The sequence below is a fragment of the Paenibacillus sp. LPE1-1-1.1 genome, from assembly GCF_040676435.1.
GTDB lineage: Bacteria > Bacillota > Bacilli > Paenibacillales > Paenibacillaceae > Pristimantibacillus.
This window is the reverse complement of sequence record NZ_JBEGHY010000044.1, coordinates 179,847-193,101: the sequence shown is the minus strand read 5'-3', so window position 1 is coordinate 193,101 and position 13,255 is coordinate 179,847. Positions and strand designations below refer to the sequence as shown.

The 13,255-nt window shown below is 50.4% G+C and carries 10 protein-coding genes; 8 read left to right on the top strand and 2 right to left on the bottom strand.

Annotated elements, in window-relative coordinates; genetic code table 11:
* Positions 1-40: 40 nt before the first annotated feature.
* Positions 41-874 carry a carbohydrate ABC transporter permease gene (locus tag MRBLPE1_RS27595; protein WP_364151955.1) on the bottom strand — a complete coding sequence of 278 codons (834 nt, stop codon included), beginning with the start codon at positions 872-874 and terminating at the stop codon, positions 41-43.
* Positions 874-1,755 carry a carbohydrate ABC transporter permease gene (locus tag MRBLPE1_RS27590; RefSeq protein WP_364151952.1) on the bottom strand — a complete coding sequence of 294 codons (882 nt, stop codon included), beginning with the start codon at positions 1,753-1,755 and terminating at the stop codon, positions 874-876. Before MRBLPE1_RS27590 ends, MRBLPE1_RS27595 begins: the two co-directional genes overlap by 1 nt.
* 132 nt (positions 1,756-1,887) lie before the next feature.
* Here MRBLPE1_RS27590 and MRBLPE1_RS27585 point away from each other — a divergent pair, with 132 nt between their 5' ends.
* The 8 genes from MRBLPE1_RS27585 (at position 1,888) to mobA (ending at position 13,225) form a co-directional block, all read left to right on the top strand.
* Positions 1,888-3,807: a cache domain-containing sensor histidine kinase gene (locus tag MRBLPE1_RS27585; RefSeq protein ID WP_364151949.1), complete on the top strand. Its 1,920-nt coding sequence runs from the start codon at positions 1,888-1,890 to the stop codon at positions 3,805-3,807.
* Positions 3,785-5,407, top strand: a complete 1,623-nt coding sequence (locus tag MRBLPE1_RS27580) for a response regulator transcription factor (protein WP_364151947.1) — start codon at positions 3,785-3,787, stop codon at positions 5,405-5,407. The genes MRBLPE1_RS27585 and MRBLPE1_RS27580 overlap by 23 nt, the downstream gene beginning before the upstream one ends.
* A gap of 153 nt (positions 5,408-5,560) precedes the next feature.
* Complete coding sequence (locus tag MRBLPE1_RS27575; protein ID WP_364151945.1) at positions 5,561-6,043, top strand: CcdC family protein; 483 nt, start codon at positions 5,561-5,563, stop codon at positions 6,041-6,043.
* 20 nt (positions 6,044-6,063) lie between these two features.
* On the top strand, positions 6,064-7,404 hold the full coding sequence (locus tag MRBLPE1_RS27570; protein WP_364151942.1) for a DUF2252 domain-containing protein: 1,341 nt from the start codon (positions 6,064-6,066) through the stop codon (positions 7,402-7,404).
* 168 nt (positions 7,405-7,572) lie between these two features.
* Positions 7,573-8,118, top strand: coding sequence for a glutathione peroxidase (locus MRBLPE1_RS27565; protein WP_364151940.1), 546 nt, complete (start codon positions 7,573-7,575; stop codon positions 8,116-8,118).
* Between the two features lie 1,167 nt (positions 8,119-9,285).
* Entirely contained in the window at positions 9,286-10,650 is a 1,365-nt protein-coding gene (locus MRBLPE1_RS27560) for a sodium-dependent transporter (protein ID WP_364151937.1), read from the top strand.
* Between the two features lie 227 nt (positions 10,651-10,877).
* A complete protein-coding gene (locus tag MRBLPE1_RS27555) occupies positions 10,878-12,551 on the top strand; it encodes a glutamine--tRNA ligase/YqeY domain fusion protein (RefSeq protein WP_364151934.1) in 1,674 nt (557 codons plus the stop codon).
* Positions 12,552-12,625: 74 nt separating this feature from the next.
* Entirely contained in the window at positions 12,626-13,225 is a 600-nt protein-coding gene (gene mobA / locus MRBLPE1_RS27550) for a molybdenum cofactor guanylyltransferase (protein WP_364151932.1), read from the top strand.
* Positions 13,226-13,255: the final 30 nt, after the last annotated feature.

Genomic DNA, 13,255 nt, shown 5'->3' with positions numbered 1-13,255 from the left:
AATGGTTTATTATATGGAATCGACTGTTCAATTACAAGCGTTAGCCTTTAACTGAACCTGCCGCTACTCCCTCAACGATGTAACGCTGCAACAGCAGGAAGAAAGCTACGATAGGAGCAATGCCGAGTACGAGCGCCGGAAGCGCAAGATCCCATTGCTTCGTATATTGCCCGAAGAACGCGAAGGTCGCGAGCGGAATCGTCCGCATGTCGGGCTTTTGCAAAATAAGCGACGGAAGCAAGTAATCATTCCACACCCATAGGCAGTTCAAAATAATAACGGTCATCAGCATCGGCTTTAGCAGAGGCAGCACGATCCGGAAGAACACGGTAATCGGATTGCAGCCGTCCACGGTCGCTGCTTCTTCGATTTCAAGCGGAATCGCTTTGATGAAGCCGTGAAACAGGAACAGCGAAAGCGGGGCGCCGAGCCCGAGATAACACATAATAAGTCCGTACATACTATTGTTGACGCCAAGCACGTTTACGACTTTTAGCAAAGGAATCATGATCGACTGGAACGGAATAACCATAGCCGCCACAAAAAACATAAACAAAACGCGGTTAAAGCGGGTGTTCGCCCGAACCATCCGGTAAGCACCCATGGCGCTGATCAGCGCAGTCAGGACGACGGTTACAACCGTGATGATCATCGAATTGCTAAAAGCTTGCGGGAAACGCGTCAGCTTCCAAGCGCGGGAATAGTTCTCCCAGTTAAAAACCTGCGGCCAGCTGGCCGAATTGGTCATGATCTCGCCGAAGGGCTTGACCGAGTTCACTAGCAGGAAATAAAACGGCGCGAGAAACACCAGGCCGACGATAATCATCACCGCTTCGGTAATGAACAGCTTTCCGGTATATTTTTTGGTATCCATTAAGCTTCAACCTCCTTGCTCTTGGTGACGCGAACCTGTATGAGCGTAATGACCGCAACGACGATAAAGAAGATAAGCGATTTGGCCGTACCTAGTCCGTAGCGATTGTTCTGGAACGCCTCGGCATAGATGTTAAGCGCAACGGATTCCGTTGATTTGAATGGTCCGCCTTTGGTGAGCGACAGGTTGAGGTCGAACATTTTGAATGACCACGAGATGGCCAGGAACAAACAAACCGTGATCGCAGGCATAATGAGCGGCAAAATAATGCTGCGAAGCACCTGCATGCGCGTTGCCCCGTCGATCTCAGCAGCCTCAAGCACTTCCTTCGATACATTCGTAAGGGAAGCGATATAGACAACCATCAGATACCCGGCCGATTGCCATACGAAAACCATCGTAATGCCCCAGAAGCCCGTCGTTTCATCCCCAAGCCATGGAAGGTTGAAGAACGACCAGCCGGTCATATCGCCGACGGTAGAGAAACCTTTTACAAAGATAAACTGCCAAATGAAACCGAGCAGCAGTCCGCCGATGACGTTCGGCATAAAGAAGATCGTCCGCAGCACATTGCGGGATTTCAGCTTCTTTGTCAGCAGGTAAGCCAGAAAGAAGCCGACCAGATTAGTTAAGAGGACGCCAACGAACGTAAAACGAATCGTAAACCAGAAGGAAGACCAGAAATCGGCATCATTCGTAAAGATTTGTTTGAAGTTATCGAAGCCAACCCAGTTAACGGTTCCTGCTACGCCGTTCCAATCGGTAAACGAGTAGTACATGCCAAGCAGAAACGGGATAATCATAATAAGTAGAAAAAAGATGGTAACGGGTCCCACGAATACCAATTGCGGCCACCATCCGGACATTCTCTTGCTGCCCATCGAAGAACTCCCCTTTCTTTTCACCAGAAAACTATTGTATGTTTAATTATGCAAGTCTCAGGGAGCGATAAACACCGACGGATGTGACCGGTCAGGTGCAATATATTGATCGGGAGCGGAGGCGGTTTACCTTTGAAATTTAATAGCATGCGAACGAAATTAATTGTTTTTATGCTGTTTGCGACGATTGTTCCCATCGTGACAACGATGATCGTTTCCTACAGCTATACGACTCATTCGATGAAGGAAAGGGCGCTGGAGGATACGCAAAACTTGCTTTATCAAGGCCAGCGGAACGTAACCGGGGTGCTGGAAGAGCTGAGTCTCGGTTCGCTTAACGTTTATTCGGATGCGGAACTTTACCGGCAGCTGCAGACGGGTTTAGCGGATTTCCAAACAGATAGCCGCGTGTTCGCCGCGATGTCGTACATGAAGTCATCCGTGCCGGATGTGCATCAGGTGTATTTGTACGCAAGCCTTGGCAAGCGGGCAACGATCGTTACGAATGTGGCGGGCGCCAAACGGGCAAATGATATTGAGCCCTTCTCCGAGCTGGATGCTTATGTAGGAAGCGGGGAAAGCACGGCGCTTCAGCCTACGCACAGGAGTCAAACCTACGGCTTCTCCTCCTTGCAGCCTGAGCAGCCAAGCGAAATGGTATTTACGCTGCATCGCCGAATCGAGCGTATCCCTTCTAATGAAAAGCTCGGCTATGTCTCGATCGACGTGAAGCTTTCGCTGCTCGCGGATATCGCTTTGCAGCTTTATGACCGCAGCGAGGAGGATCTTTACGTAATCGACAAAAGTGGGAACGTGATTTTCGCGGATGATGAAGCACTGCTGGGCAAGCCGCTGAAAGCTGCGTGGTATGGCGGGGCATTGGCGCGCGGAGACGAGGAGGGCGGTCATTTTGAGCAGGATGGCGCGCTGTTTGTTTATGAACGCGTGCAAGCTTCGATTACGGATTGGACGATTGTAAAGCGTATTCCTACTTCTTATCTCATTCGGGAGGCCAATCAAGCGGCGGTTATCAATTTGCTTCTTCTTGCTTTATCCCTTGTTGTGATCGTAACGGCCACGGTAGTGGTATCGCTCCGAATCACGGCTCCGGTAAAGCAGCTGGTCCGTTATATGAATCAGGTACAGGCCGGAAACTTGAATGTGCCCATACAACCCTCGGGCAATGATGAGATCGGATTGGTCGTTGGCCGTTTCCGCAGCATGATGGATACGATTAATAATTTCATTTTGCGCGAATACAAGCTGGAGCTTGCGAACAAAACGAATCAGCTGCGGGCGCTGCAAGCGCAAATCAATCCGCATTTTCTGAATAATACCATCCAAATCATCGGTACGCTGGCGCTCGAGCTGGGTGTGCCCCGCATTTATGCGCTGCTGTCCGCGCTCGCCCGGATGATGCGGTACAGCATGGACAATGAGTCAAAGACCATTACGCTGAGGGATGAGCTGGCACATTTGAAGGCTTACGTTGAGCTGCAGAGAGAGCGCTATGAGAACCGGTTTGAATTTCAAGTTGAAGTGGCGGATTCGCTGCTTGGCGCGGAAATGCCGAAAATGCTGCTGCAGCCCGTTATTGAAAATTATTTTAAGCATGGCATGGATAAGTCGGCGGAGGATGGCCGGCTGACCTTGCGGGCGCGCCAGCGTGAGGATGGCCTGTTAGAGATCATCGTTGAAAACAATGGTGCCGCGATTCCGCAGAAAAGACTGTCTGAGCTGCGGCGGGAGCTTGCCGGCGTACAGTTTAGGGAAGATGCCATAGATGAAGCTCCTGCCGGAGTGTTACATGACGGCAGCGAAGCTTCGCATGCCCAAGACGACAGCGCCCTCCAATACGTCAAGCTCGCGCAGGCTGGCGCCGAGCCTAAGATCGGACTCAACAATGTGCTTGCGCGCATGCGTATGGTGTACGGCGACGAAGCGCGGCTAGAGGTTGAGAATATAGGCCCCAAGGGGGTCAAGATCACGCTAATCATGAAGAGCATGCTGGAGAAAGGAGGGGATCCATATGAAGGCGTTAATCGTGGATGACGAAGCCCGCGTAAGAAAGGCGGTAAGACTGCTCGTGAACTGGGAGCTGCACGGGATTACGGAAATCGATGAGGCCAGCGGCGGTTTTGAAGCGATTCAGCGGATGAGGCTGGACAAGCCTGCCATTGTTATTATGGATATGATGATGCCCGAAGGCAGCGGCGTAGACCTGATGGCTGCGGTCAATGAGTTTGCGGGAACGGTAAAATTTATTGTGGTAAGCGGCCGCGGCGATTTTGATTTCGTCCGCGAGGCGGTGCGCCATGGCGGAATCGATTATTTGCTGAAGCCGATTGAACCGGAGGCGATTAATGCGGCGGTTGCCAAGGCTGCATCGCAGTGGCGTCTGGAGGAGCAAGAGCGGACTGACCGGCAGAAGCAGAGCATGCGGCTCAATGAATTCAAGCCGGTATACGGCGAGAAACTGCTAACGGGGCTTATCAATGAGCCGAAAACGGCGCAAACGGCTGTGCGCAGGCTGCAGGAAGAGGGACTCATTCCTGAGGGGACGGTCAAGGCGCGGCTAGCGCTGCTGCAGGTCGATGCAAGCGATAAGCAGCTTCAAGAACGCTTTGCCTGGGACAGCGATCTGCTGCATTTTGCGATTATTAATATATGCAATGAGTTTCTGATCAGCGAGAAGCGGGGCGTCGCGTTTAGGCACTGGGGGGCGCCGACGGAAATCGTCATTGCCGCGTGGGGCGAGAACGGACAGCTGCCTGTTATTCTCCAAGATATTAATGAAGGTTTATTTGTGACGCTGCAGCGGCGCATGCATGCCGGACTGAGCAAGGCAGGCGATTTCCCGGCAGCTATGCCTGATCAATATGAGGAGGCATTAGCAGCTTTATCACAGCGAAATACGCTGGCTGCCAATCATTATCTGCACTGCTTCGAGGAAGAGAAGAATGCGAAACGAATCGCTTTCTCGGACTGGGAAGAGGAGTGGAAGGTGGCTGCGCTCAGCGGAATCGAAGAGCAGCTGGCCTCGGCATCGGGGCGCTGGCTGGAGGCGGCGCGCTTATCGGGTCATATTTCTCCTGATATGCTGGATGAATATAAAACAGATGTGCTGCTTTTTTGCGCCAGGCTGCTTCGGGAAGCGCCGGGCCGCCAGGCTGTCGAAGAGGAGGCGCTGCTGAGCGCCGAGGAGCTGGCGGAAAATTCTCCGTATGTGAATGCAAACGCCTTCTCGCTGCAGGATTGGCGGGAATGGTCTTACCGGCTGCTGCAGCGTCTATCGCTGGCAGTCGTTCAGCGCCAAGCGCAGGAGAAAACAAAAATGAGCGATATAGCCAGCTTTATTGACCAGCATTACAGGGACGAGCTTTCCCTGCAGGACATAGCGAAGCGGTTTTTTGTCAGCCGCGAATATGTGTCCCGCAAGTTTAAACAGGAATACGGCATTAACATTACCGATTACATTACGGGCATTCGGATCGATAAAGCGAAGCTGTTGATGGTCAATCCCAATTTGCGCATTGCCCAAATCGCGGAAATGGTCGGTTTTCACGACGAGAAATATTTCAGCAAGGTTTTCAAAAAGCAGGAGGGAATATCGCCGAAGGCATTCCGGCTTCAGGACCCGAATGAAACGTGACCCGCGGGACGGCAAAGCCCGGTTTAGACGGCATTTTTTCGAATACAATCGCTAACGGGCAGCAACGCTTTGCTCTATTTGCAGTACGTATGGTTTTACAGTACGATGAAAGAAATAACAGAATATGTTGAAGGAAACGGGAGGGAGGATGCAGTGCTGCTGTCTACACACTTAATCCAAATCGGCTCGATCATCGTATCGGCACTAGCTGGCCTCACACTTATTATCGTTCGGATCCGTGCAGGCAAACAGCCGACCACTTTGCGAAAAATCGCCATTCCGCCGCTCGGCATGGCAACGGGCTTTATGATGTTTGCGTTCTCTGCCACCCATATTCCATGGGTGTGGGGATTTTCCTCTTTCCTGACGGGACTGCTGATTTTCGCGTTTCCGTTAATCGTAACGACGCGCTTGGAGCGCGTGGAATCCGAAATTTATGTTAGACGCTCGAAAGCATTCATTTTCATTATGATGACGCTGTTCGTCATACGGCTGTCCTTGCATCGCGTCGTGGAGCAGTATATGTCGATTCCGCAAACCGGGGCTATTTTCTATTTGCTCGCGTTTGGCATGATCGTACCGTGGCGTATTGCCATGATTAGTGATTATATGAGGCTGCAAAAAGTAGAATCGTAGTGTAAATGGGGGAGAGTCGTATGGATCCAAAGTTGACTGAACGCGTGAAGCTGACCCAAAACAAACTAAGAAGACGGACATTATCGGCCATTTTTCAGGAATTCGATCAGAAATTGATGAGGCTGGAGCGCAGCAAGCGCGAGGAAAAGTATTTGAAAATGTCGGTAACGCCTTTTTCCTTCTTTCGCGGCAGCGCGTATTTATTTTATTTCGATGTATCGCGGGAGTGGTTTCCGTATCATACGCCAATCAACCGTCCGACCTGGATACAAGGCGATCTGCATTTCGAGAATTTCGGGGCTTTCCGCAATGAACGCGGTTCGCTGGTCTACGATGTAAATGATTTCGACGAGGGGTATTTAGGCTCGTATTTATACGATTTGCTGCGGATGTCCGTTAGCATTGCGCTGGTTGGCAGGCTCAAAGGGCAGTCTTATGAGAATCAGCTCGGCGGGATCGAGGCTTATCTGCAGGCCTACTCGAAGCAAATCCGCCGTTTTGCGAAAGGCAAGGACGATCCGGGTACCTATGCAATAGATATGGAGCGGGCCGAGGGTCCCGTAAAGAAGCTGCTCAAGAAGCTGCAAAAACGCAAGGACCAGCATTTTCTGGAGAAGGTCACTGCACTTGTGCAGGAGAATCGCCAGTTTGCGGCTACGGAAGAAATTGTATCGCCAACCGAGAAGGAGCGCGCAGAGCTGCTGGATGCTTGGCCTAATTATTTGGAATCCGTCGCAGCGGATGAAGCGGCGGAATTGCGCCATTTTCAAATCAAGGATATTGCGGTAAAGCATGGCTCGGGAACGGCTTCTATCGGTCTTGACCGATTCTATGTATTAATTGAAGCTGGCGAGGAAGCGCAAGGCGGGGATGATATCGTGCTTGAGGTGAAGGAAGTGCGCGTTCCGGTTCCCGCTTACTTCATGCCTTACGACGAATCTTTCTGGGCGATGTTCGAGCATCAGGGAAAACGGGTAACGATGACGCAGAAAGCGATGCATCACGAGGCAGATCCTTATCTCGGGTGGCTGTCGATCGGCGATCGGCAATTTTATGTGCGGGAGCGCTCTCCTTACAAGAAAAGGCTTAAGCTTGAAGCGCTGGAGACGGAGGGGGACTTACTGTCTGTCACGGCAACGATGGGCAGGCTGACAGCCAAGATGCATGCGCGTGCCGATGTCGATGTGGCACAAGGGATATTGGCTTATCACAGCGAGGTTGAAATCGTGAAGGCGATGGGCAATGATGAGGATGCATTTTGTACATTTATCGCGAATTGGGCTGTCTCCTATGCCAATCAAGTGGAACAGGATTATGCTTTGTTTACGGATTGGCTGAGCGGTAGAAAGAAGCAATCATAATTTTTATAAGCCTATGGAATGGAAGGACTGCACCCAGGAGAGGAATCGCCTGGGTGCAGTCCTTTTTCGTTTGACAGCCGCTATTTATTCATGTTATTCTAATTACATAATAAATTGTATACAATTTAATTTTGGGAAATTAAAATACGCCGGAGGAGGCAATTAACAATGAGCATTTATTCGTACGGTCTTGAGACATTACAAGGTGAGAAGCAAAGCATGGAGCAATATAAAGGCAAGGTATTGATTGTCGTCAATACGGCCAGCAAATGCGGCTTTACGCCGCAGTATGCGGATCTGCAAAAGCTTTATGGAGAATATAAGGATCAAGGGCTCGAAATTCTCGGATTCCCGAGCAATCAGTTTGGCGAACAGGAGCCTGGGGCGAATTCCGATGTTCAAAGCTTCTGCCAAATAAACTACGGTGTCACGTTTCCGCTCTTCGACAAGACGGATGTGCGGGACGAAACGGCTCATCCCTTATTCAACTACTTAACGGAGGAAGCTCCCTTCAAAGGCTTTGACACAAGTGCCCCAAGCGGCAAAATGCTAAATGCCTTCCTTGAGGAGAAATTGCCGCATTACCTGGAGGGTAATTCCATTAAATGGAATTTTACCAAATTCCTCATTGACCGCGAAGGGAACGTCATCAAACGGTTCGAATCAACCGATGAACCACTCGATATGAGAGCCGAAATCGAACGCTTGCTTTAATGCTCCCTCACTAAAAAATGAAATAGATGCGGCTTCCCGGCGAAAAAAAGCCCATTTTATGGCTATTCTAGTCGTTTTACGGGGAAGACTGACATTTGAAGGCGAATTTACTCCGAATTTGAGCGCCGTTCAACAAACTTGGCTATACAAGAGGGATAGAAACAGAAAGAAAGTATATTTATATACAAGAACGATGGTATATGGAAAGGGCGCCGGTCTCAGGACTGGCGCCCTTTTGCTTTTGAGCTGAGAGGCTGAATAATCCATCTAAGCGCGGCGCTGCGGAGTAACTGTTTTTAGAAAAAAGATACCGGCAGATTGAATTACAGGACTCATGCTTGTTGTTTATTGAACGGCTCTTTCTCTTCGTACGTCCTCATACATCCTCGTGTATCCAGTTGGCCTGCTTCGTCTGTTTACGAGCTAGATCGATGGCAGTCTCTGTACCGCAGCACCGCCTCTAGTTGGCTTTTTATACCCGTGTCTATCCCGAGCTTTCCACACTCTTTTACCATGCAAATGGATCTGGCCTCAGAGCGGTTTCGATAAAAAAACCTTCAATCATAACTGGTTGAAAATAAACAGAAATGACAAGAGTGCAGAGCGCGATTATCCACGTTCTTGGAGGGAGAGGTAGCTAAGTGTTGCCATTTGAATGTCGTTATTCTTTATAGTTGTTTATATGCATTTATTTTTCGAGTCATTTTCGGGAATTTTTTGAAAATTCGTGATGATAGCAGTGTTTGTATCTACATCGTCATTCAAACAGTTAAGTTGTTATTATGCAATTAAAATTTAAGGATGTCTGGTTTTTCAGGATATTGATCTTTGCTCATTCGAGAGAGGGTGTCTCTATTTTCTGTGTGTGAAATCAGTTAATCTGCTCAAAGGGATTCTAGGCATCCCGACGCGTTATAATCGCTTCTGTTCCGAGTAAACCAAGCAAGATAACGGTCAGAGGAGCTTGCCGTTATGCTGCCGCAAGATCCCTTTTCTTAACTTTATGTTTCATGAGGCTGCCACGTTGTTAATTACAGAGATGAATTGTCCGTTGCACCGCACTGGACCGGTGCGATTCGAATGCAGATATATTTTTCAAAAATGGTCATACTACCCATCAATACGTCGAATATCGCATAGAAAGTTACCGCATGGAGGGATGAATTGGTGCAGGATCAAAATCAATCAGAGACCTTGCAAGGGAAAGGGCAGTCTGCGAAAGAAAGATTTTCCTCCTCGGGCTTTATACTGGCGGCGATCGGCAGTGCGGTCGGGCTCGGGAATATGTGGAAGTTTCCTTATATAACAGGGCAATACGGAGGAGCGGCATTTTTCTTGCTCTTCGTTATATGCTTGCTGCTGGTTGGGCTGCCTGTTCTGCTCGCCGAGCTGGCGGTCGGGCGGGGCGGCAGAGGCAATGCGTCCACGTCGCTCATTCGCCTCAGCGGTCACAAGCTGTGGGGCGGCTTTGGGTTTATTACGATACTGGGCGCGTTTGTCATTTTGTCCTTCTATGCGGTCGTTGCGGGCTGGACTTTGCATTACGCCATGCTCTCGTTTACGGGAGAGCTGTTCAAGCATTCTGATTTTGGGCTGCTGTTCAGTGAATTTAACAACAGCTGGATGCCTGTTGCTTGGCAATTTATCGTGCTGCTTCTGACAGGCTTCATTATTATGCGGGGCGTGTCGGCCGGAATTGAAAGGTTCAATAAGATTTTGATTCCAGGGCTGGTTATTTTGCTTGTTGTGCTGTGTATACGGGCATTGTCGCTGGAGGGCGCAGGAGAAGGCGCCGCCTTTTTTCTAAAGCCTGACTTTAGCAAGCTGACGGCGGAATCCGCGCTTGTCGCGCTTGGCCACGCCTTCTTCTCGTTGTCGCTTGGCATGGGGGCGATGATGACCTACGGCGCTTATGTCGATAAGCGGCAATCGCTGGGGCTCGCGACACTGGCCATTGGCGCAGGCGATTTAATTTATGCTTTTCTCGCGGGCTTAATTATATTTCCCACGACGTTTGTATTCGGTTTGGAAGCGTCGCAGGGCCCGAGCCTCGTATTCGTTGCGCTGCCGGCCGCCTTCTCGGCGATGCCGTTCGGAGCTTTTTTTGGCGGCTTGTTTTTTGTGCTGCTGGCTTTCGCTGCCTTGACTTCCACGGTATCGCTGCTCGAAGTTCCAATTGCCTTCGTACGCGAGGCATTTGGCTGGCGCCGCAGCTTCTCGGTTATTTTCCTAACGCTGCTTTGCTTCTTGATCGGATTGCCTTCCGCTTTATCCTTAGGAAACAAAGTGCCTTGGCTGACGTTTGGCGGCAAGCCGTTTTTTGACTGGATGGACTTCGTGTGCTCCAACATCGTGCTGCCGCTCGGCGGGCTGGTTGTCACGCTGTTCGTCGGTTATGCTTGGCGCGGAGCGGCAGAGGAAGCGGGCTTGTCTTCGTGGTGGCTGAGGCTGTGGCTGTTCATGCTCCGCTACGTGGCGCCCATTCTCGTATTGCTCGTGTTCCTCTACTCGTCGGGCATCATTCGGTTTTGATGCTTGAGACTTCGAAAATGATGAGCAGTGCAATAGTAGGAATACCTATAGCTGCCTATAGATTAAAGGTTAATCTATTCATTTTCGATCTGAGCACGACCAGCCCGCCTCGTATTGAGGACGGGCTATGATGCTTTCTGCCGCAGAATAGAGTGAGTATTATAATTTCACGGAAATTTGTGTATTATAAGAGGATAAATATTTTTCGTGGGAAAGGTTGGTCGCAGATGGAGAATGCTGTAGAGAACAAGTCATCATCCTCGAATTTCATAAAAAACATTGTAGTCGAAGATTTGAAGAGCGGCCATGTGCAGGAAATTGTCACGCGTTTTCCGCCGGAGCCGAACGGCTATTTGCATATTGGACATGCCAAGTCGATCTGTCTGAACTTTGAGCTCGCCGATGAGTTCAAAGGCAGGACCAATTTGCGCTTTGACGATACAAACCCGCTTAAGGAAGATACGGAGTACGTGGAATCCATTCAAGAGGATGTGCGCTGGCTTGGCTTCGAATGGGACGAGCTTCGTTTTGCGTCGGACTATTTTGAGGAGCTTTATAACCGCGCGGTACTGCTGATCCGGAAGGGTAAAGCTTACGTCTGCGATCTAACGGCGGAGCAAACCCGCGAGTATCGCGGCACGTTGACGGAGCCGGGCAAGGAAAGCCCGTACCGCAGCCGTACCGTGGAAGAAAACCTGGATTTGTTCGCGCGCATGCGCGCGGGCGAGTTCGAGGACGGTGAGAGAGTGCTGCGGGCCAAGATCGATATGGCTTCTCCGAACATTACTTTGCGCGATCCCGTTCTGTACCGTATCGCGCATACCCATCATCACCGCACGGGCGATGCTTGGTGCATCTATCCGATGTATGATTATGCTCACCCGCTAAGCGATGCGATCGAAGGCATCACGCATTCGATCTGTACGCTGGAATTCGAGGATCACCGTCCGCTCTACGACTGGACGGTCGCTGAGTGCGAGATGGATGCGACTCCGCGCCAATACGAGTTTGCCCGTCTCAATGTGACTAACACCGTCATGAGCAAGCGCAAGTTGAAGCAATTGGTCGACGAAGCCGTAGTAGACGGCTGGGATGATCCGCGTATGCCGACGATCAGCGGATTGCGCCGCAAGGGCTACACGCCTGAAGCGATGCGCGCATTCTGCCGCGAGATCGGGGTATCGAAGAGCAACAGCCTGGTCGATGAGCGCAATCTTGAGCATTTTATCAGAGAAGATTTGAAGCTGAAGGCACTTCGCACGATGGCTGTCCTCCGTCCTCTGAAAGTTGTGATTACGAACTATCCGGAAGGCCAAACCGAGCTGCTGGATGCCGAGAATAATGCAGAGAACGAGGAAATGGGCATGCGCCAAATCCCGTTTTCGCGCGAGATTTACATTGAACAAGATGATTTTATGGAAAATCCTCCGAATAAATATTTCCGTCTGTTCCCTGGCAATGAGGTCCGCTTGAAGCATGCGTATTTCATCACCTGCCAAGAAGCTATTAAAGATGAAGCGGGAAATGTGATCGAGCTGCACTGCACCTACGATCCGAAGACAAAGAGCGGCTCCGGCTTCAATGAGCGCAAAGTGAAAGGCACGATTCATTGGGTCGAAGCATCGCAAGCGGTTGCTGCCGATTTTCGCTTGTTCGAGCCGTTGATTACGAGCGAGGCCGAAGAGGACGGCAAGCCATTCCTGGAATGCATTAACCCGAATTCGCTTGAAGTGCTGCAAGGCTTCGTTGAGCCTAACATGAAGGACGCTGCGGGCGGGGATAAGTTCCAATTTTTCCGTCATGGCTACTTTAACGTTGATCCGAAGGATACGACCGCCGAGAAGCTGGCCTTTAACCGCATCGTTTCGCTGAAGAGCTCATTCGATCCGTCTAAAGCATAAGGCAATTAATGATAAAAGCCTGTCGAGCGTCAATACTCGGCAGGCTTTCTTTCTATTTATAGGGGGATGAGGGAATGGGAAACCAACGTATTCAAAGCTTGATTCTTGCCGGCGGGCTCAGCACGAGAATGGGAACGGATAAAGCGCTGCTGCCCATTGCGGGCAAACCGCTCATTTACCGGCTTGTAGAGCAATTATCGCGTTTGACGGAGCATGTGACGGTATCGGTGGGATCGCCTGAGCGCGAAGCGCTTTATCGGGAAAGTCTGGGCGAATGGGGCGAGGCCGTAAGCTTTGTCATCGACGATTTTCCGGAATGCGGTCCGTTATCAGGGCTTCATGCGGGTTTATCTTCTATTGGAGACGGTTATGTATTTACGATGGCCTGCGATATGCCGGAGCTGTCGGAGGAGCTGCTTTCCGTTCTTCTTGCCCATATGGACAGCGAAGCGGATGTGATTTACGCCCCCGGCCAGCCGTTTCATGCGCTCTATCATGCGAGAGCGGCAGCGCAGATAGAAGCGGCGTTAAAAGCAGGGGATTACCGTCTTATGGGGTTGTTTAATAGGCTTCGGACCGTGGTGATCAATTTGCAAGAGCAGGGAGAATCTTCCGGTTTTGTTAATTTAAATACTCCTGCGGAATACAATAAATATATAGCGGACAATGAGTGATATGATATAATTTGTCAAAGCTCTGAGAGT